At 70.5% G+C, this 19,845-nt stretch carries 17 protein-coding genes; 10 read left to right on the top strand and 7 right to left on the bottom strand.

All coding sequences use genetic code 11. The features are described from left to right. Nucleotides 1-14: 14 nt before the first annotated feature. Genes hpaE through MRBLWH10_RS11265 form a run of 3 tightly spaced genes read right to left on the bottom strand, consistent with a single transcriptional unit; the run spans nt 15 to nt 3,714 of the window. Nucleotides 15-1,514: a 5-carboxymethyl-2-hydroxymuconate semialdehyde dehydrogenase gene (gene hpaE / locus MRBLWH10_RS11275; RefSeq protein ID WP_105677418.1), complete on the bottom strand. Its 1,500-nt coding sequence runs from the start codon at nt 1,512-1,514 to the stop codon at nt 15-17. Then, nucleotides 1,511-2,197, bottom strand: a complete 687-nt coding sequence (locus MRBLWH10_RS11270) for a GntR family transcriptional regulator (RefSeq protein WP_105677417.1) — start codon at nt 2,195-2,197, stop codon at nt 1,511-1,513. Before MRBLWH10_RS11270 ends, hpaE begins: the two co-directional genes overlap by 4 nt. After that, on the bottom strand, nt 2,194-3,714 hold the full coding sequence (locus MRBLWH10_RS11265; RefSeq protein ID WP_341939933.1) for a fumarylacetoacetate hydrolase family protein: 1,521 nt from the start codon (nt 3,712-3,714) through the stop codon (nt 2,194-2,196). The genes MRBLWH10_RS11270 and MRBLWH10_RS11265 overlap by 4 nt, the downstream gene beginning before the upstream one ends. 139 nt (nt 3,715-3,853) lie before the next feature. On the opposite strand from MRBLWH10_RS11265, the gene MRBLWH10_RS11260 reads away from it, so the two are divergent. Beyond that, nucleotides 3,854-5,233, top strand: coding sequence for an MFS transporter (locus MRBLWH10_RS11260; protein WP_341939932.1), 1,380 nt, complete (start codon nt 3,854-3,856; stop codon nt 5,231-5,233). A 53-nt stretch (nt 5,234-5,286) separates the two neighbouring features. Here the strand turns inward: MRBLWH10_RS11260 and MRBLWH10_RS11255 are convergent, their stop codons facing one another. Further along, entirely contained in the window at nt 5,287-5,988 is a 702-nt protein-coding gene (locus MRBLWH10_RS11255; protein ID WP_341939931.1) for a helix-turn-helix domain-containing protein, read from the bottom strand. Between the two features lie 128 nt (nt 5,989-6,116). On the opposite strand from MRBLWH10_RS11255, the gene MRBLWH10_RS11250 reads away from it, so the two are divergent. From MRBLWH10_RS11250 to MRBLWH10_RS11225, 6 genes are all read left to right on the top strand, one after another. Further along, nucleotides 6,117-7,982: an FAD-dependent monooxygenase gene (locus MRBLWH10_RS11250; protein ID WP_341939930.1), complete on the top strand. Its 1,866-nt coding sequence runs from the start codon at nt 6,117-6,119 to the stop codon at nt 7,980-7,982. Nucleotides 7,983-8,076: 94 nt separating this feature from the next. Beyond that, nucleotides 8,077-9,000 carry an ABC transporter ATP-binding protein gene (locus tag MRBLWH10_RS11245; RefSeq protein WP_341939928.1) on the top strand — a complete coding sequence of 308 codons (924 nt, stop codon included), beginning with the start codon at nt 8,077-8,079 and terminating at the stop codon, nt 8,998-9,000. Nucleotides 9,001-9,003: 3 nt separating this feature from the next. After that, nucleotides 9,004-9,759 carry an ABC transporter permease gene (locus MRBLWH10_RS11240; protein WP_341939927.1) on the top strand — a complete coding sequence of 252 codons (756 nt, stop codon included), beginning with the start codon at nt 9,004-9,006 and terminating at the stop codon, nt 9,757-9,759. Nucleotides 9,760-9,768: 9 nt separating this feature from the next. Beyond that, entirely contained in the window at nt 9,769-10,935 is a 1,167-nt protein-coding gene (locus MRBLWH10_RS11235) for a histidine kinase (RefSeq protein WP_341939926.1), read from the top strand. Then, nucleotides 10,932-11,546, top strand: a complete 615-nt coding sequence (locus MRBLWH10_RS11230) for a response regulator transcription factor (RefSeq protein ID WP_341939925.1) — start codon at nt 10,932-10,934, stop codon at nt 11,544-11,546. Before MRBLWH10_RS11235 ends, MRBLWH10_RS11230 begins: the two co-directional genes overlap by 4 nt. 682 nt (nt 11,547-12,228) lie before the next feature. Continuing rightward, on the top strand, nt 12,229-12,618 hold the full coding sequence (locus MRBLWH10_RS11225) for a VOC family protein (RefSeq protein ID WP_223586872.1): 390 nt from the start codon (nt 12,229-12,231) through the stop codon (nt 12,616-12,618). Between the two features lie 243 nt (nt 12,619-12,861). On the opposite strand, the gene MRBLWH10_RS11220 is transcribed toward MRBLWH10_RS11225, so the two are convergent. Both MRBLWH10_RS11220 and MRBLWH10_RS11215 read right to left on the bottom strand, forming a co-directional pair. Continuing rightward, nucleotides 12,862-13,407 (bottom strand): hypothetical protein, encoded by a 546-nt coding sequence (locus MRBLWH10_RS11220; protein ID WP_341939924.1) that lies wholly within the window; start codon nt 13,405-13,407, stop codon nt 12,862-12,864. A gap of 50 nt (nt 13,408-13,457) precedes the next feature. Further along, a complete protein-coding gene (locus MRBLWH10_RS11215; RefSeq protein WP_341939923.1) occupies nt 13,458-15,359 on the bottom strand; it encodes a thiamine pyrophosphate-binding protein in 1,902 nt (633 codons plus the stop codon). 201 nt (nt 15,360-15,560) lie between these two features. Between MRBLWH10_RS11215 and MRBLWH10_RS11210 the strand changes: the two genes are divergently transcribed. From MRBLWH10_RS11210 to MRBLWH10_RS11200, 3 genes are read left to right on the top strand one after another with little or no spacing between them, the layout of a single operon-like run. Continuing rightward, nucleotides 15,561-17,231: a circularly permuted type 2 ATP-grasp protein gene (locus MRBLWH10_RS11210; RefSeq protein WP_341939922.1), complete on the top strand. Its 1,671-nt coding sequence runs from the start codon at nt 15,561-15,563 to the stop codon at nt 17,229-17,231. Continuing rightward, nucleotides 17,225-18,151 (top strand): alpha-E domain-containing protein, encoded by a 927-nt coding sequence (locus MRBLWH10_RS11205; protein ID WP_105676644.1) that lies wholly within the window; start codon nt 17,225-17,227, stop codon nt 18,149-18,151. Before MRBLWH10_RS11210 ends, MRBLWH10_RS11205 begins: the two co-directional genes overlap by 7 nt. Further along, the gene (locus MRBLWH10_RS11200; protein WP_341939921.1) at nt 18,148-18,993 is read left to right on the top strand and encodes a transglutaminase family protein; all 846 of its coding nucleotides are present in this window, start codon (nt 18,148-18,150) and stop codon (nt 18,991-18,993) included. Before MRBLWH10_RS11205 ends, MRBLWH10_RS11200 begins: the two co-directional genes overlap by 4 nt. Here MRBLWH10_RS11200 and MRBLWH10_RS11195 read toward each other — a convergent pair. Continuing rightward, the gene (locus MRBLWH10_RS11195) at nt 18,977-19,798 is read right to left on the bottom strand and encodes a class II glutamine amidotransferase (protein WP_341939920.1); all 822 of its coding nucleotides are present in this window, start codon (nt 19,796-19,798) and stop codon (nt 18,977-18,979) included. The two genes, MRBLWH10_RS11200 and MRBLWH10_RS11195, sit on opposite strands and share 17 nt — an antisense overlap. Nucleotides 19,799-19,845 lie beyond the last annotated feature (47 nt).

Here is a 19,845-nt window from a genome sequence, read left to right as displayed (position 1 = left end):
CGGGAGAGGTGGGGTCAGTTCTTGCCGAAGGTGGGGTTGTGCGACTTCTCCGCGAGCGTGATGTGCACGCTCTGCTGGTCGGTGTAGAAGTCGATCGAGCGGTAGCCGCCCTCGTGGCCGAGGCCGGACGCCTTCACTCCGCCGAACGGGGTGCGGAGGTCGCGCACGTTGTTCGAGTTGAGCCACACCATCCCGGCCTCGACGGACTGCGCGAAGTTGTGCGCGCGCTTGAGGTCGTTGGTCCAGATGTAGGCGGCGAGGCCGTACTTCGTGTTGTTCGCGAGCGACAGCGCCTCCTCGTCGGAGTCGAACGGCGTGATCGCGACCACGGGGCCGAAGATCTCCTCCTGGAAGATGCGCGCGTCGGGGGAGACGTCGGCGAACACGGTCGGGGCGACGAAGTTGCCCTCGTCGAAGCCCTCGGGGCGGCCGCCGCCGGCGACCAGGCGTCCCTCGGTCTTGCCGATCTCGACGTAGCTCATGACCTTCTCGTAGTGCTCGGGGTGCACGAGCGCGCCGACCTCGGTCGTGGGGTCGTGCGGGTAGCCGACCTTGACCCGCTGCGCCTGCGCCGCGTAGCGCTCGACGAACTCCTCGTAGATGGAGCGCTCGACGAGGATGCGGGAACCGGCGGTGCAGCGCTCGCCGTTGAGGGAGAAGACGCCGAAGATCGTGGCGTCGACCGCGGCCTCCAGGTCGGCGTCGGCGAACACCACGGCGGGCGACTTGCCGCCGAGCTCCATCGACAGGCCCTTGAGGAAGGGAGCGGCGTTGCCGAAGATCAGCTGTCCGGTCGAGCTCTCGCCCGTGAACGAGATGAGCGGCACGTCGGGGTGCTTCACGAGGGCGTCGCCTGCATCCTCGCCGAGACCGTTGACGAGGTTGAAGACGCCCTTCGGCAGGCCGGCCTCCTCGAAGATGCCGGCCCAGAGGGATGCCGACAGCGGCGTGAACTCGGCGGGCTTGAGCACCACCGTGTTGCCGGTCGCGAGCGCGGGGCCGAGCTTCCACGACTCGAGCATGAACGGCGTGTTCCACGGCGTGATGAGGCCCGCGACGCCGATCGGCTTGCGGTTGACGTAGTTCATCTGCTTGCCGGGCACCTTGAAGGCGTCGTCCGACTGCGCGACGATCAGATCGGCGAAGAAGCGGAAGTTCTCGGCGGCGCGACGCGCCTGGCCGAGGGCCTGGGTGATCGGCAGACCCGAGTCGTAGGACTCCAGCTCCGCGAGGCGCGCGTCGCGCGACTCGACGATGTCGGCGATGCGGTGCAGCACGCGCGAGCGCTCCCGCGGCAGCATCCGGGGCCAGGGGCCCTCGTCGAAGGCGCGCTTCGCGGCGGCGACCGCGAGCTCGATGTCGGCCTTCTTGCCCGCGGCGGCGGTGGTGTAGGTCTGGTTGGTCACCGGGTCGAGCACGTCGAAGGTGTCGCCGTCGATCGAGTCGACGAAGGCGCCGTCGATGTAGTGCTGGATGTGGTCCGGCAGGTCGGCGGGGATGCGGGAATCGGTCATGAGCCTTCTCCAGGGGTGTGGGTGGAACGGGTGTGCAGCGCATCGAGGAACGCGTCCCTCGTGCGCCAGCGGTGGTTGCGGGCGGCGAGCTCGATCTCGAGGGGCTCTGCGCCCTCGCGGATCAGCTCGAGGATCTGCGTGTGCTCGTCGACGGAGTGCTGGGCGCGGCCGGGCACGTACGCGAACGTGGAGTCGCGGATGCCGGAGAGCCGGGCCCATCCGCGGTGGACGAGGTCGAGCAGATGCGGGTTGGGGCACGGCTCGAACAGCACGGAGTGGAACTGGCGGTTCAGCTCGGTGAAGGCGTGGGCGTCGAAGTGGTCGAGCAGCCGGTGCATCCGCTCGTTCACCTCCGCGGCCTCCGCGAGCGCCTGCTCGTCGAGGAGCGGGGCGGAGAGCGCCGTCGCGGCGCCCTCGACGAGTCCGAGCGTCTGCATGGTGTGCGCGTACTCGCTCTCGTCGACGAGCGTGACGCGCGCTCCGACGTTGCGCTCGAACGTCACGAGCCCCTCGGCCTCGAGGCGGCGGATCGCCTCGCGCACGGGCACGACGCTCATGTCGAGCTCGTCGGCGATCGAGCCGAGCACGAGACGGTACCCGGGCCCGAAGGCGTGCGCCGAGATGCGCGAGCGGATCCAGTCGTAGGCGCGCTCCGACTTGCTGGAGTTCTCGACGGTGGTCATGCGCGGCTCGTCGCAGCCTCGTACTTCGCGCGCCACTCGGCGTTCAGCGGGAACAGCCCGTCGACGGGGTGCCCTGCGGCGACCTGCTCGGCGATCCAGGCGTCCTCGATCTCCTGAGCGAGAGCGTCGTCGACGACCTCCTCGACGAGCGACGGGGGGATGACGATCACGCCGTCGCCGTCGCCGACGATGATGTCGCCGGGCTGCACGGTCGCTCCTCCGCAGGAGATCGTGACGTCGACGTCCCACGGCACGTGCTTGCGCCCGAGGACGGACGGGTGGGCGCCCTGCGAGAACACGGGAAGGCCGATCTCGGCGACGGCGTCGAAGTCGCGCACCCCGCCGTCGGTGACGACCCCTGCGGCTCCGCGGGCGCGGGCGCGGAGAGCGAGGATGTCGCCGAGCGTGCCCGTCGTGGCGTCGCCGCGGGCTTCGATCACGATGATCTCGCCCTCGTCGACGGCGTCGAACGCGCGCTTCTGCGCGTTGTAGCCGCCGCCGTGGCTCTTGAAGAGGTCTTCACGGAACGGCACGAAGCGCAGCGTCTTCGCCGTGCCGACGATCTTCGTGCCGGCGATATTCGCTGCGACGCCGTCGACGAAGCAGGAGTGGTGGCCGCGCTTGCGCAGCTGCGCCGAGAGTCCGGCTGTCGGCGCCTCGAGCAGCTTGGCGCGCAGCTCGGCGGAGAGCCCGGCCACGGATGCCGAGGAGCCAGAAGATGCGGCATCCGAGGGGGTCGACGCGGCGTTCTGCGACTCCTCAGCGACCGGGGGCAGGCCGGCCGCCTCACGTGAGCCCCAGGCCTCGGTGCGCTGCAGGTCGTCGACCGCGGGGAGCGAGCCGATCTCGGCGTCGAACGGGACGTCGCCCTGCGTCACGGTGGTCACGAGCGCACCGGAGGAGGGGGCGCCGTGCGCGGTCGGTGCGTCCACCTCGACCTCGACGACGTCGCCGGGGACGATCACGCTGGATCCGGCCGGCGTGCCGGTGAGGATGACGTCGCCGGGCTCCAGCGTGAAGTGCTGCGAGAGGTCGGCGACGAGCTGCGCGAGCGGGAAGATGAGGCCGGCCGTCGTGTCGTCCTGCCGGAGCTCGCCGTTGACCCAGGCGCGCACGCGGAGGGCTGCGGGGTCGACGGCGGAGGCGTCGATGTACTCGGGGCCGAGTGGGGTGTACCCGTCTCCGCCCTTGGAGCGGACGTTCGAGCCCTTGTCGTTCGCGCGCAGGTCGTAGAGGCCGAGATCGTTCGAGGCCGTGACCCATCCCACGTGCGACCAGGCGTCTGCGAGGGAGACGCGGCGCGCCGCCGTGCCGATCACGAGGGCGATCTCGCCCTCGAAGGCGAGCAGCTCGGTGCCGGCCGGCCGCTCGACGGTGCCGCCGGATGCGGCGACGGAGCTGGTCGGCTTGAAGAAGTAGGAGGGGAAGGCGGGGCGCCTGCCGCGCTGATCGGCGCGAGAGGCATAGCTCAGGTGGATCGCGATGATCTTGCCGGGGCGGGGGATGGATGCCGTCACGGATGCGCCTCCTCGCGCTTTCTACGACGCCTTGTGCGTCGTATCTGAAATCATATATTATCGGTTCACCCCTCGGCAAGCACTCGTTTCCCCCTCGGATGTGCGCCGTGACAGTGCAGTCACCAGCAAAGGAGGCCCCATGAGCGGGCAGTCACAGGGCGGGTTCACGCCCACCGGAACCATCGCCTCGCAGGCCGATCGACGGCGCGTCATCTTCGCGACGGTCGTCGGCACCACCGTCGAGTGGTACGACTTCTTCATCTACGCCACGGCCGTCGGCCTCGTGTTCGGCCACTTGTTCTTCGAGCCGCTCGGTGCGAACAGCGCGCTGATCGGCTTCGCCACCGTGGGCGTCAGCTTCCTCTTCCGTCCGCTCGGCGCCTTCCTCGCCGGGCACTTCGGCGACAAGCTCGGCCGTAAGGCCGTCCTCATGTGGACGCTGATCCTCATGGGCGCGGCGACCGCCCTCATCGGCGTGCTGCCCACCTACCAGGCCATCGGCCTCGCCGCGCCGATCCTCCTCGTGCTCCTGCGCATCATCCAGGGCATCTCCGCCGGCGGCGAATGGGGCGGCGCCGTGCTGATGGCCGTCGAGCACGCGCCGCGGCAGAAGCGCGGCATCTTCGGCGCCTCGCCGCAGATCGGCGTCCCCCTCGGGCTGCTCCTCGCCTCGGGCGTGATGGCGCTCATGACCGCGATCGCCCCCGGAGATCAGTTCGTCGCGTGGGGCTGGCGCATCCCGTTCCTGCTCAGCGTCGTGCTGATCCTCGTCGGCTACTACGTGCGCCGCAAGGTCGAGGAGAGCCCGGTGTTCACCGAACTCGCCGAGCGCAAGGAGAAGGCGAAGATGCCGATCGTGCAGCTGTTCCGCAAGCACCTGCTGCTCGTGATCATCGCCGCGCTGGTGTTCGCCGGCAACAACGCCGTCGGCTACATGACGACCGGCGGCTACATCCAGGGCTACGCGACGAACCCGGAGGGGCCGATCGGCCTCGAGCGCGGGCCGGTGCTGTGGGCCGTGGCCGGCTCCGCCGTGACCTGGCTGCTCACCACGCTGCTGGCCGGCTGGGTCTCCGACCGCATCGGACGCCGCAGCACCTACATCATCGGCTGGGTGCTGCAGCTCGCGGGTGTCTTCACGCTGTTCCCGCTCGTCAACACGGGGCAGATCGGCCTGCTGTTCGCCGGCCTCGCGATCCTGACGATCGGCCTCGGGTTCACCTACGGCCCCCAGGCCGCGCTGTACACGGAGCTGTTCCCGGCGAGCATCCGCTTCTCCGGCGTCTCGATCTCCTACGCGATCGGCGCGATCGCCGGCGGCGCCTTCGCACCCACCATCGCGACGGCGATCGTGCAGGCCACGGGCTCGACGCAGGCCGTCACCTGGTACCTCGCCGGCATGACCGTGCTGGGGCTCGTCGCGACGCTGCTGCTGCGCGACCGCTCCGGCATCCCCCTCGGACCGGATCACGAGGCCGAGCAGGCCGTCAGCCCGATCCACGGTCTCGCGAAGGCCTGACCGCCGGTCGTCGAGCGAGGAGCGGAGCGACGACACGAAACGTGTGAGCCGCGTCAGCCCTCGAGCGCCTCGCGGATCGCGGATGCCGAGCGCTCCAGGCGCTCGGCGATCGCCGCATCCTCGACCGACGTCGCCACGTGCACGACCGCGATCGCCGCAGGGCGCTGGCCCCGGAGCGCGAGGGGCACGGACACCGACTGCACGGTCGGGATCACCTCGTCGTGGCTCGTCGTGTAGCCGTGTGCGCGGGAGGCCTCGACCTCCGCGCGCAGCGCCGCCGCGGCATCCGCCGGCCATTCGGCGGGGGTGAGCTGCATCAGGATCGCCTTGCCCGGCGCTCCGACGGCGACCGGGTGGCGCGCACCCGGTCGCTGCGCCACGCTGGCGACCGCGTGACGGGGCTCGATGCTCGCGAGCGTGATGCAGTCCTCGCCGTCGAGTACCGCGAGGAAAGCCGTCATCCCCAGTTCGTTCGCGATGTCGGTGAGCTCGGGGAGGGCCTCGGCCTGCAGGTCCTGTGCGACGCCGGCCGCGAGGGCCGCCATGCGCGCGCCCAGCGAGACGGCTCCTGCGGCGTCGCGCCCGACGAGCCGGTGGTCTTCGAGGGTGCGCAGCAGCCGGTAAGCGATGGAGCGGTGCACGCCGATGGCGGCGGCGATCTCGTCGATCGACAGCGGGCCGCGGGCGTCGGCGAGCACCTCGAGGATGCGGATGCCGCGGCTGAGGGTCTGCGACGCCGGGGCGGTGTCGGCCATGGTGCTCCCTTGCGGTCGGAGAGGGTCGCGTCTAAGCTGTGTTCAATAGTAGAACAGTGTGTTCGAATATAGAACACTCCGGTTCGCGCCGCAAGACCCGACAGAGAAGTCCGGAAGGATCGACGACGATGCAGTTCCACCACCACGGTTACGTCTCCGGTGACCCGCGCGTGCTCCCGGCGGGAGTCGCCGACCGACCCGCAGACCTGCCGGACGAGATCGACGTGCTCATCGTCGGCTCCGGCCCCGCCGGAATGCTCCTGTCGGCGCAGATGTCGCAGTACCCGGGCATCGTGACCCGCATCATCGAGAAGCGCGACGGACGCCTCGTGCTCGGCCAGGCCGACGGCATCCAGCCGCGCAGCGTCGAGACCTTCCAGGCCTTCGGGTTCGCCGAGCGGATCATCGCCGAGGCCTACAACATCGGCTGGATGAACTTCTGGGGTCCGAACCCCGAGAAGCGCGACGAGATCGTCCGCACGGCGCGCACGGCCGACTACGCCTACGACATCTGCGAGTTCCCGCACCTGATCGTGAACCAGGCGCGCGTGCTCGACTACTTCGCCGAGGCCGCCGCAGACGGCCCGGGGCGGATCCTGCCGGACTACGGCGTCGAGTTCACGGGCCTCACCGTCCACGACGACGGCGAGTTCCCTGTCGAGGTGCGCATCCGCTACGTCGCGGGCCCCCGCGAGGGGGAGGAGCGCACGGTCCGCGCGAAGTACGTCGTCGGCTGCGACGGCGCCCGCAGCGGCGTGCGCGGAGCGATCGGACGCACTCACGTCGGCGTGATGGCCGCCCACGCCTGGGGCGTCATGGACGTGCTCGTGAACACCGACTTCCCCGACTGGCGCACCAAGTGCGCCATCAACTCCGAGGCGGGGAACATCCTGCACATCCCGCGAGAGGGCGGGTACCTCAGCCGCATGTACATCGACCTCGGCGAGGTGGCCGAGGACGACGACCATCGCGTGCGTCAGACCCCGGTCGAGGAGATCATCCGCAAGGCCAACGCGATCCTGCATCCGTACTCCATCGACGTGAAGCAGGTCGCCTGGCACAGCGTGTACGAGGTCGGCCATCGGGTCACAGACGGCTTCGACGACGTCGACCCCGGCGTGGAGCGCACGCCGCGGGTGTTCCTCACCGGAGACGCCTGCCACACGCACAGCGCGAAGGCAGGGCAGGGCATGAACGTGTCGATGCAGGACGGCTTCAACCTCGGCTGGAAGCTCGGCGCCGTGCTCACCGGACGCAGCCCGGAGGCGCTGCTGTCGACATACGGGTCCGAGCGCCGCCCCGTGGCGCAGCAGCTGATCGACTTCGACCGCGAGTGGTCCTCGCTCATGGCGCGCAAGCCCGAGGAGATCTCCGACCCGAACGAGCTCGCCACCTTCTACCTCGGCACGGCCGAGTTCCCCTCCGGCTTCATGACGCAGTACACCGCGTCGATGATCACGGGCTCCGACGCGCACCAGTCGCTCGCCGCCGGGTTCCCGCTGGGCAAGCGGTTCAAGTCCGCCGAGGTCGTCCGGGTCGGCGACGGCAACGCCATCCACCTCGGCCACCATGCCAAGGCGGACGGACGCTGGCGCGTCTATGCGTTCGGCGACCGCGACGGGACCGCGCTGGAGTCGTGGGCCGCGGAGGCGGCGCCCGTGCTCGCCCGGTTCACCCCGTCGGATGCCGACGTCGACGCCGTCTTCGACGTGAAGGCCGTCTACCAGCAGTCGTACGAGGAGGTCGAGGTGACGTCGGCTCCCGAGCTGTTCCAGCCGAAGACCGGCCCGCTGGGACTCACGGACTGGGAGAAGGTGTACGCCGCCGGCCCCTCGCATTGGACGGATGCCGACATCTTCGAGGCGCGTGAGCTCTCCCGAGACGGCGTCGTGGTCGTGGTCCGCCCGGACCAGTACGTCGCCGCGATCCTGCCGCTGGATGCCGTGGCCGAGCTGGAGTCGTTCCTGGAGGGCGCGTTCCTGCCTGCGTCCTGAACCGGCCCCAGGGGCGTCCGGCATGACACGTGTCACGTCGAACGCGTGACAGCGGACGACGGCGCCGCACGCTGCGCGTCGCGATGCTGGAGGCATGAACACATCAGGAGCCGCATCCGCGGTGATCGAGCTGACCGACGTCCGCCGCCACTTCGGCGTCGGCGACCGGCGCGTGCAGGCCGTCGACGGAGTGAGCCTCCGCATCGAACGGGGCGAGGTCACAGCCCTTCTCGGGCCGAACGGGGCGGGCAAGACGACGACCCTCGACATGCTGCTGGGGCTCACCGACCCGAGCTCCGGCACGGTGTCGGTGCTCGGCGGGCATCCGGATGCCGCGGCGAAGTCCGGGGCGATCGCGGCCGTGCTGCAGACCGGCGGGCTGCTCGGCGACCTCACGGTGCTCGAGACGGTGCAGCTCATCGCCTCGCTCCACGGACGCCAGGCGCTCGATCGAGTGCCCGAGGTGATGCGCCGCGCCGATCTGGTCGCGCTCGCGAAGCGCAAGGTATCGAAGTGCTCCGGCGGTGAGCAGCAGCGCGTCAAGTTCGCCCTCGCGATGGTGCCCGATCCCGACATCCTCGTGCTGGACGAGCCCACCGCCGGCATGGATGTCACGGCCCGTCGTCACTTCTGGGACGTCATGCGCGCCGACGCCGACGCCGGCCGCACGATCATCTTCGCGACGCACTACCTCGAAGAGGCCGAGCAGTTCGCCCGTCGCACCGTCGTCATGCACCGGGGGACGATCGTCGCAGACGCCCCCACCGCGCGGCTCAGGGCGAGCCTGGGCGAGCGCACCGTGTCGGCGACGCTGCCGGCCGGGTCGTCGATGTCGATCGTCGAGCGGCTCGCCGCGATCGCCGGCGTGGTCGGCATCCGCGTCGACGCCGATCGCCTCAGCCTCACGGCCGCCGACTCCGACGCGGCCGCGCGCACCCTGCTCGACGCCGGGGCCCGGGATCTGGAGATCGCCGCGCCCACCCTCGAAACCGCCTTCACCGCCCTCACGGAGGACTGACCGATGCTTCTCTCACCCACCATGCTGCGCATCGAGGCCGTCCGCCAGCTGCGCAACCCCTACACGCTCGCCTTCACCCTGGCCATGCCGATCGCGATGTACCTGCTCTTCGGCGCGAGCATGAGCTACGGCACGCTCTCCGCAGGGCGCGGCAACGTCTCGTTCTACGTCATGACGTCGATGGCCGCGTACGGCACCGCCGTCGCCATGAGCTCGCTGACCTCCCTCGCCGCCACGGAGTCGAAGCAGGGATGGGGCCGCCAGCTGGCGATGTCGCCGCTCACGACCACCGGCTATGCGCTCACCAAGGTGCTCACGGCCTTCTCCTACGCGGCGCTGTCGGTGCTCGGGGTGTTCGTGGCGGGGATGCTCACCGGCGCCGAGGCCGACGGCGCGTGGCGGTGGCTCGCGACCGTCGGGATCGTCCTCGGACTCGGATTGATCTACGGCCTCTGGGGTCTCGGGGTCGGCCTGTTCTTCAACGGCGACTCCGCGACCGCGCTGGCATCGATCTCGATGACGTTCTTCGCCTTCTTCGGCAACGTGTTCATGCCCCTCGACGGGGTCATGCTCGACATCGCCCGGTTCACCCCGCTCTACGGCTTCGTGGCCCTGAGCAGGTGGCCTCTGACCGAAGGACGGCTCACCACGGGGCAGACCGACGAGCTCTGGATGCTGCTCCTCAACGTCGCGGTGTGGGTCGTCCTCTTCGCGGCCCTGGTGATGGCGGGAGCCAAGCGCTCCCGCGCACGTCAGTAGGTTGGTTCCATGACCGATCAGCGAGACGACGCGGCGGCGCTCGCCGCAGCGGGTGCTCCGCCCGCGGCATGGGCGGCATCCGGCTCAGGGGCGGGGTCCGCGCATCCGGCGGATCCCTGGGCACGATTCGGCTGGCTGATGGCCGTCGTCTGGCTCATCTTCCTGATCTACCCCGTCCTCTCGCTGCTCCGCTCCGAGGCGCCGATCGCCTGGGTGGTGGTCGGCTGGACCGCCCTGGTCGCCTTCATCGTGCTGTACGTCGTCGGCTTCATGTACGGCATGCGCGGCGGGGGCGGCCTGGGGCGCCCGGTCGCTCCGCGGCAGTGGGTCACCTTCGGGCTCCTGATCGTCTGCGCCCTGATGTCGATCCCCGCGGAGGGCGGATCGGCGCTCAGCTTCCTCCCGTTCATCATGTCCTTCGCCTCGTACGGGCTCACCCGCGTCTGGCACTGGATCACGTTCGCGGCGTCCGTCACGATCACCGCGCTGTGCGTGTTCCTCCTGCCCGGCGGGCTGGACTTCCTCACGGTGCTCGCGATCATCGTGCTGCTGGGGGTCGTGAACACCGTGTCCACCTGGCTGATCCTGCGCTCGAACGAGGCGGAGAGACTGGGGCTCGAGCTCGCCACGAGCGAGGGGCGGGAGGCGGTCGCCCGCGACGTGCACGACCTGATCGGGCACTCTCTCACCGTCGTCGGGCTGAAGGCCCAGCTGGTCAGGCGTCTGATCGACACAGACCCCGAGCGGGCGAAGGCCGAGCTCGCCGACATCGAGGCACTCACCGCGGAGGCGATCGCCGGGGTGCGTGCCACGGTCTCCGGAGCGCGCGCGACGACGCTGACCGAGCAGCTGGCATCCAGCCGCGACGCGCTGCGATCGGCCGACGTCGTGCTCGCCGTCGACGGGACGCCGGGGGCGCTCTCCGCCGCGCAGGCGCTGACCGCTGCGTGGATCCTCCGGGAGGCGACGACGAACACGCTGCGGCATGCCGGCGCCACCCGTGTCGACGTGCAGATCGCGCCGGGGCGGCTCCGGATCGTCGACGACGGCGCCGGCCCTGGAGCGCGCGAGGGCAACGGCGTCCGCGGCATGCGGGAGCGGGCGGCGGCGGCGGGGGCATCGTTCGCGTTCGGCGCGGGGGAGTCCGGCGGCACGAGCGTGGAGGTGACCTGGTGACCGACGGCATCCGACTGCTGATCGCCGACGATCAGGCGCTCGTGCGGGGAGCGCTCGGCGCTCTGCTCGACCTGGAGCCCGATCTGGAGGTCGTCGGGCTCGCCGCCGACGGGGAGACGGCGGTGCGCCTGGCGGCCGAGACCGCGCCGGACGTGTGCCTCATGGACATCCAGATGCCGGGCATGGACGGCATCGAGACCACCCGGCTGCTGCGGGCGGCGCACCCCGGCACCCGCGTGCTCATCGTCACGACCTTCGCCAGGCCCGGGTACCTGCGCTCGGCTCTGGACGCGGGTGCCAGCGGCTTCATCGTCAAGGACAGTCCGGCGGAGAAGCTGGCGGATGCTGTGCGCCGCGTGCACGCGGGCATGCGCGTGCTGGACCCGGCCCTCGCCGAGGAGAGCCTGTTCGACGGGGCGAACCCGCTCAGCGACCGGGAGCGGCAGGTGCTGCGTCTCGCCGCAGACGGCAGATCGGCCGCCGCGATCGCCGCGGAGGTCTTCCTCTCGGCGGGGACCGTGCGCAACCACCTCTCCGCGGCGATCGGCAAGACCGGGGCCGCGAACAGGGCGCAGGCCGTGCGGATCGCTCTCGACAAGGGATGGCTCTGAGCCCGCGTCGGGTGGGTCAGGGGCGGGGCCGGCCCGCGTCGGACGGCTGAGATCCGGAAGATCGACCGAGACCCGGATGGATGCAGGTCAGTTGTGCGGATCTCGGGGCGTCGTCCGGTACTCGGGGCAGGGAGCCGGCCGGGGCTGAGGGGGTTGCCCGATCGGTCGACGTCCGGAGAGCTGTTCGCGCGGGTGGCTGAAGTCCGGAGGATCGGCCGAGATCCGGATGCTGTCGGCTGGTGTGTCCGGATCTGGGGGCGGCGTCCGGATCTCTCGGGGCGCCTGGGGCTGGAGTTCGGGGCTTGGGCGGCTCGCGGCGGAGTCGGGGCGTGAGAGGGGCAGTGTTGCAGCGATGTGGCGCGGGAGGCTGAAGTCCGGAGGATCGACCGATATCCGGATGCTGTCGGCTGGTGTGTCCGGATCTGGGGGCGGTGTCCGGATCTCGGGACCGGAGCGGCCTGCGATCGGGGGCTCTGAGGGCCCGTGGGCCGTGGGCCTGAGGGTCGGGGGACAGGGGCCGGGGCCTGAGAGGGTGAGCTGTCGAGGGCTGAGAAGGCGCCGGAGGGGCGATGCGGCGTCGGATGCACGGTCAGCGGAAGCGCGCGGAAGGGGGTGTCGCTATGTCGGAGGCCCCGCGTACCTTGGTCGCAGCGGGAGATGCCCGCGATGGAGGGTGTGTGCGATGACCTGGAAGATCGAGCTCATCTTCGTGCCGGTGACCGATGTCGACCGCGCGAAGGACTTCTACACGAAGATCGGCTTCAATCCCGACCACGATCAGGTGCCCTACGAGGGGCTTCGGTTCGTGCAGATGACCCCTCCGGGGTCGGCCTGCTCGATCGCCTTCGGCACCGGTCTCGACATCCCGCTCGAGCCGGGGCAGCAGAAGACGATCCAGGTGGTCGTCCCGAACGCCGACGAGGCGAAGGCGCAGCTCGAAGCCGTCGGCGTCACGACGCGCGGCGTCGAAGACCTCGGCTGGGGCCGCTTCGTCTGGTTCGACGACCCCGACGGCAACACGTGGACCCTGCAGGAGCTGCCCGACTACGCGGCGGCGAACCAGCAGGCCTGAGAGCAGCCGCGTCGGACCGATGCGGTTCGTCCCGGTTGAAGGGGCGCTCGAACCGGTTGACCTCTGCGGTCCAGTGAGCAGTTCCGGACCGCAGAGGTCATCCGACCGACTCAGCCGAAGGCTCGACCTCAGTCGAGGGCCGATTCAGTCGATGATGGATCGAAGCCGAGGCTCGACCTCAGTCGAGTATGGAGCTCAGTCGAGGACCGACTCAACCGAGGACTGACTCAACCGAGCTCGATCTCAGTCGAGAATTGACTCGATCAGCTCGGACTCATCGGAGTGGATCATCTGCATGAAGGGCAGGAGCACGGTCACGGCGAAGAGCGTGGAGGCCGGGTCCGCGATCATGCCCTCCGGATCTGCGTCGATCGTGACCGTTCCGCTCAGGTCGTCGATGTTCCAGCGTGCAGCGAGGGCGCCATCGACCTTGACCTCGACCGAGTCGTCCCAGTCCTGTCGGGCGAGGTAGTCGTGGCCGTCGATCCTTCCGTCCACCGCGAAGTAGAGCAGGTTCTCGCCGAGCCGGTCGCTCAGCCGGTCCTCGCGATCGCCTCGGCGCACCAGGTAGTCAGGACGTACGAGCCGCTTGAGCCAGGACCGGCTGAAGCTGCCGATCCCCACTGTCGTCGGCGTCGCACCCTCCGGCTCGAAACAGAACGTCCCTGCCGTCTTGGCTCCGGTGATCGTGCCTCGGCTGATCGTCCCGACGAGGGCGCCGGTCTCCGTGCGGACCTCGATCGCCTTCATCGTGGTGATGAGCGTGCTCAGGACGCTGGGGCGGAACACGTAGCGCATGCTTCATCTCACCATGCGGAACGCGACTTGCGTCGGCGACCTCAGGAGTTCACGCGGATGATCTCCTGCTGGTACGGCGCGATGACATCGCCCGAGATCCGCAGGTCGAGGAGCAGGAAGCGGCGGCTGGCCGCATCCTCCCGCGCCCACTCGCCGAGACGGTCGAGGTCGGCGAGGGTGCGCACCACGACGCCCTCGGCGCCGACGGCCGCGCCGAACGCCGCGAAGTCGACCTCCGGGATGCGCATCGGTCCCTCGGCGAGGCCCTTCAGCCCGTAGAGGTTCACCTCGGCGCCGTAGGCGGCGTCGTTCCAGATCACGGCGATGCCCCGTCCGGCCGCCGCGCGCACAGCGGACTCGAGGTCGGCGATCGCCATGAGGCCGCCGCCGTCGCCGCTCGTGAGCACGATGGTCGACTCACGGCGCGCGAGCGCGGCGCCGACGACGCTCGGCCAGCCCTGACCGATCGACTGGAAGGCGGTGCCGACCATCATCATGCGGTCGGGAGCAGCGACAGGCCAGTACATGTTCGCCCATCCGATGAAGTGGCCGCCGTCGGACACGACCACGCGGTCCTCCGGCAGCAGCTCGGCGATGCGTCGTGCCGCCGAGCGGGGGTCGAGCCGTCCGTCCGGGGCGAGGTCGTCGCCGGTCTCGTATGCGCGCGAGCCGGCGACGTCGACCGTCTCCCGCCAGGGACGAGCGGGCATGACACCGGGCGCGGCTTCGGATGTGACACCGGGCATCGCTTCGGATGCGGTACCGGGCACAGCTTCGGATGTGGTACCGGGCACAGCTTCGGATGTGGTATCCAACACACCGCGGGCATCGGTGATCCGCCCGGCGTGTCCGGTCTCCGCTCCGAAGCTGTGCTCGGCAGGCTCGGCAGGCCCGGCAGGCCCGGCAGGCGCGGCAGGCTCGGCAGGCTCGGCAGGCCCGGCAGGCCCGGCAGACGTGGCGGATGCCGCGGCCACGCGCGTCACGAGCTCCTCCGCCACGACGCGGGCGTCGGCCCGCACGAAGCCGCCGACGTGCGGGTGGGTGGCCGCGGGGGCGGTGTCGATCTGGAAGACGCGGGTTCCGGGCGCGAACAGCTCGCCGAAGCGCATCGTGAACTGGTTCAGCGACGCGCCGAAGACCACGGCGACATCGGCGGTGCGGACGAGCTCCATGGCTCCGTCGGCGCCGAAGCCGCCGGTCACGCCCAGGTCGTACTGCGTCTCGGGGAAGACGCCGCGGCCGAGCGCCGACGAGGCGGTCAGTGCTCCGGTGAGGGCGGCGAGCTCGCCGAGCGCTGAACCGGCGCCGGCCAGCCAGGCGCCGCGCCCCGCGAGCAGGAACGGGCGCTCGGCGCCGCGCAGGGCGTGCGCGATCTCATCGAGCATCCCCTCGGCGAACTCACCGCGCGGAGCGAGCGGCGCGGGGATGCGCGGAGACGGCGCCGGCGGCACGTCACCGGCCTCGAGGGCGGCGACGTCGTAGGGGATCGCGAGCACCACGGGCACGCGGTAGGTCAGGGCGTGCTCGATCGCGATGACGGTGGTGGCGGCGGCATCTGCCCGTCCGACCGTGTAGGTGCGGGCGCCGACGGCGGAGGCGAGCGCGATCTGGTCGACGTCCCACGGACGAGGGCCGGAGGTGGGCTCGTCGCCGACGACGAGCACGAGCGGAACGTGCGCCTGCACGGCCTCGGCCAGAGCGGTCAGCGTGTTGGTGAAGCCGGCGCCGTACGTCGAGGTGCCGGCGGCGATGCGCCCCGAGGCGCGGAAGTGCGCGTCGGCGGCCACGACGGCGCCCTGCTCGTGGCGGACGGCTGTGAAGACGGCATCCGTCTGGGTCTCGATGGCGTCGAGGAAGTAGGCGTTGCCGTTGCCCATCACGCCGAAGACGGCGTCGATGTGCTGGGCGAGGGTGAGTGCGACGTGCGCGGAGACGGTGGGCATGCGAAAGCCTTTCGAGACAGGGACGGAGGATGCTGTTCCGTATGTGTCTCGCCCCCGCTGCGATGCGGGGCGCTTCGTGCCTCTTTTTCAGGCACCGGCCTCGTCAGAGCCGGACCCGTCGATTCTAGCGCGAGAGGGCCCGACTCGGCGCTGTCTCGCGACCGTAACATCGTGGAAACCGCGACGCGGAAGCATGCGGTCATGGAGTCGCTGTTCAACGGATACACCTCACGACGGAGCGCGGTGCGGACCGGGCCTGGACCCTGGGACGAGATGTTCCCGGCTGCGCCGGATGGAGAGGTGCGCGGCCCCTATCGGGATCTGTACCCGGCGCTGGCCGGTATGGACGACAGCGAGCTGCGGGCGCGCACGGATGCGCTCGCCAGCAGCTACCTCGCCCAGGGCGTGACCTTCGACTTCGCGGGGGAGGAGCGCCCGTTCCCGCTCGACGTGGTGCCGCGCGTGGTCGCGGCGGACGACTGGCTCTACGTCGAATCCGGTGTGAAGCAGCGGGTCAGGGCGCTGGAGGCGTTCCTCGCCGACGTCTACGGTCCGCAGCTCGCCGTGCAGGACGGGGTCATCCCGGCATCCCTCATCAGCTCCTCCTCGCACTTCCACCGTCAGGCGGCGGGCATCGTCGGGGCGAACGGCGTGCGCATCCACGTCGCCGGGATCGACGTCATCCGCGATGAGGCCGGGGCGTGGAGGGTGCTGGAGGACAACGTCCGCGTTCCGAGCGGCGTCAGCTACGTCCTCGCGAACCGGCGGGTCATGGCGCAGACCCTGCCCGAGCTGTTCACCAGCCTCCGCGTGCGGCCCGTCGTCGACTACCCGGGGCGCCTGCTTCAGGCGCTGCGTGCGGCCGCGCCGGAGGGCGTCGACCACCCGAACGTCGTGGTGCTGACCCCGGGAGTGCACAACTCGGCCTACTACGAGCACACTCTTCTCGCGCGGATGATGGGCGTCGAGCTCGTCGAGGGGCGTGACCTCTTCTGCTCTGGCGGACGGGTCTGGATGCACACGACCGCAGGCCCCACGCGTGTCGACGTGATCTACCGGCGTGTGGATGACGAGTACCTCGATCCGCAGCACTTCCGCCCCGATTCGGTGCTCGGCGCCCCGGGGCTCATGCTGGCGTCGCGGCTCGGCACCGTCACCATCGCGAACGCGGTGGGCAACGGCGTCGCCGACGACAAGCTCGTCTACACGTACGTCCCGGCCCTGATCCGGTACTACCTGGGCGAGGAGCCCATCATCCCCAACGTCGACACCTGGCGGCTGGAGGAGCCCGCCGCTCTGGAGGAGGTGCTGGATCGGCTGGACGAGCTCGTGGTGAAGCCGGTCGACGGGTCAGGGGGCAAGGGGCTCGTCGTCGGGCCTGACGCCTCCCGCGCCACCCTGGAGGAGCTGCGCCGCACCCTCCTCGCGGACCCCCGCGGCTGGATCGCCCAGCCGGTGGTGCAGCTCTCCACGATCCCGACGCTCGTCGAAGACGGGTTCCGTCCGCGGCACGTCGATCTGCGCCCCTTCGCGGTGAACGACGGCGACGACGTGTGGGTGCTCCCCGGCGGACTGACGAGGGTCGCCCTGCCGGAGGGGCAGCTCGTGGTGAACTCCAGTCAGGGCGGCGGCTCGAAGGACACGTGGGTGCTCGACCCCTCGCTGTTCACCGGGCCGACGACTCTCGCGGGGGCACCCGACCCGGCATCCGACGAGGTCTCGCTCGCCACCGGAGCGATCGCCGTGGTCGCGCCTCCCCGCGAGGACCCGCACCCTCCGTTCCTCTCGTCCCCGCAGGACGAGGACGTCGAGGCGCGGCACCACCAGCAGCAACAGCAGCAGCAGCAACAGCAGGGAGGTGCGTCGTGCTGAGCCGCATCGCCGAGGCGCTGTTCTGGATCGGCCGCTACGTCGAGCGCGCCGACGGCACCGCGCGCATCCTGGACGTGCACCTGCAGCTGCTGCTGGAGGACCCCTGGGTCGAGGAGGACACGGCGTGCCGTGCGCTCCTGTCGGTCATGGGCACCAGCGCAGAGCCGGACGTCGTGCTGAGCCGCGACGACGTCGTGCGCCTGCTCGCCCTCGACAGGGAGCACACGGCATCCATCGCGCACTCGATCGCCTCCGCTCGGGAGAACGCGCGGCGCGCCAGGGAGATCATCTCCACCGACCTGTGGGAGACGCTCAACGAGTCCAACGCGCGGATGCCGCGTCGCATCGCCTCCGACAAGACCCACCCGTTCTTCCGCTGGGTGCGCGACCGCTCCGCCCTCGCGTTCGGGGTGGTGGACTCCTCGACCAGCCGCGACGAGGCCTGGCACTTCTTCGTGCTCGGGCGGTCGATCGAACGCGCGGACATGACCGCACGGCTCCTCGCCACGCGGTCGCTGACGGACGCCGCCGGACCCAGCTGGACGACCCTGCTGCGCAGCTGCGGGGCGTACGAGGCGCACCTCCGGAGTCACAGGGCGATGCCGACCGCGGCGTCCGCCCTCGAGTTCCTCCTGGTGGATCGGCTGTTCCCTCGTTCGGTGCTGTCGAGCATCCTGCAGGCCGAGGACTGTCTGCGCGGCATCGACCCGGCCGGCGCGTTCGGAGCACCCGACCGCGCGCACCGCGTGCTCGGACGGATGCGGTCGGAGCTGGAGTACCGGCCGATCGGCGACATCGTGCATCGCCTGTCGGAGAGCATGGAAGAGGTGCAGGTGGGGATGTCGATGGCGAGCGACGCGATCAGGGAGCGCTACTTCCCGTCGATCGCGATGCCGGTGTGGATCGGAGAAGCGCTGTGAGCCGGCTGCGGATCGTGCACAGGACCGGGTTCCGCTACGAGAAGCCGGCCACCGCGTCGTACAACGAGGCGCGGATGCTGCCGCATTCGCGCGACGGGCAGTTCGTGCTGCAGGCGAACCTGGAGATCACGCCGACCGCCACCCAGCACTCCTACGCGGACTACTGGGATACGAGGGTGTCCACGTTCGAGGTGCTCACGCCCCACCAGCTGCTGTCGGTCACCGCGACGAGCGTGGTCGACGTGCGGCCCGCTCCGGCTGCGGCGGCCTCGATCGACTGGGACGAGCTGGCCGCCCGCATCCCGCTGTCGCTCGCGCTCGCCGAGTGCGTGGCGCAGACGCCGGCGACCGAACCCGATGACGAGATGCGCGACCTGGCCCTGCGCATCGAGGCGGAGGGCGGCGACGTCGACGAGACGGCCTTCGAGATCTGCCGGACGGTCGGGGAGGCGATGGAGTACCGGCGAGGGGTGACCGGGGTGAGCTCCACGGCGCGAGACGCCTGGCCGACGCGTTCGGGGGTGTGCCAGGACATCGCCCACGTCGCGCTCGGGGTGCTGCGAGCGGCCGGCATCCCCGCGCGGTACGTGTCCGGGTACCTGCACCCCGACCCCTCAGCGGGGATCGGGCAGCCGGTGATCGGCGAGTCGCACGCCTGGGTGGAGTGGTACTCGGGACGGTGGCGCGGATACGACCCGACCAACCTCGTCGAGATCGGGGAGTCTCACGTGTACGTGGGGCACGGTCGCGACTACGGCGACGTGGCTCCGCTGCGCGGGGTCTACGCGGGGCCGAGCGCCTCGGAGCTCTTCGTCTCCGTCGAGATCACCCGGCTCGAGTGACGTCCGACTCGGCGCGGTGCAGGAGCACCGTCGATGCGGTGAGGTCGTCGAGGCGGATCGTCGTGACCGACTCGGGCGGCAGAGCCTCCCAGTCGTACCCGGAGACCCCCGTGGAGCCGATCAGCAGGGTGCCGTCGTCCGTGCGCGTCCAACGCAGAGCGAAGTAGTCCTCGTTGTGCTCCTCGGGCAGCAGCGGATGCTGCGCGATCTCGTCGAGGTCGTCGTCGGAGAGCACGCTGCGTGCGCTCGCGCGCACCACGACCATCTGCTCCCGGTCGAGCATGATCGCATTGAGACTCGCGAGAGGGAAGACCTCGCGCAGCATGCGGGCCGCATCGGCCGTCGCCGCGGAGAGCGGGATGCCGAGCGCGAGCCGTTCGCGGATGAGGGTGAAGTACATCTCGCTGTCGGTCTCCCCGGTCATCTCGGCGAGGCTCTCGGGGGAGAGCAGGGCGCGGGCGCTCTCGATCGGCTTCAGCGAGCCGTTGTGCTCGAAGGCCACGGCGCCGCGGAGGAAAGGGTGAGCGTTGCGGTCGGCGATCTCGATGCCCGCTGTCGCCCACCGCAGGTGCACCATCGCAGCTTGGGCCATCGTGGTCGCCGCGCCCTCGAAATCGGGGTCGGAGACCGCCGAGAGAGCGGACTTGCGCACCACGGGCGTCTCGTGCCGACGCTCGACCCCGGCCCAGCCCCAGCCGTCTCCGTGCAGGCGGGCGAGGGAGATCAGGCGCTCCATACCGGTGTCGCCGAGTTCGCGGCGCACCGACGACGGGGTGGGGGAGACGAAGGCGAAGAGGCGGCACATGGTCCTTCGTTTGTAGCGCATCCTCCGACCCGGCGGCGCGACGCCCG

This window comes from Microbacterium sp. LWH10-1.2, from assembly GCF_038397765.1.
Classification (GTDB): domain Bacteria; phylum Actinomycetota; class Actinomycetes; order Actinomycetales; family Microbacteriaceae; genus Microbacterium; species Microbacterium natoriense.
The sequence above is the reverse complement of the archived record's forward strand: the minus strand, read 5'-3'. Positions and strand labels throughout refer to the sequence as shown.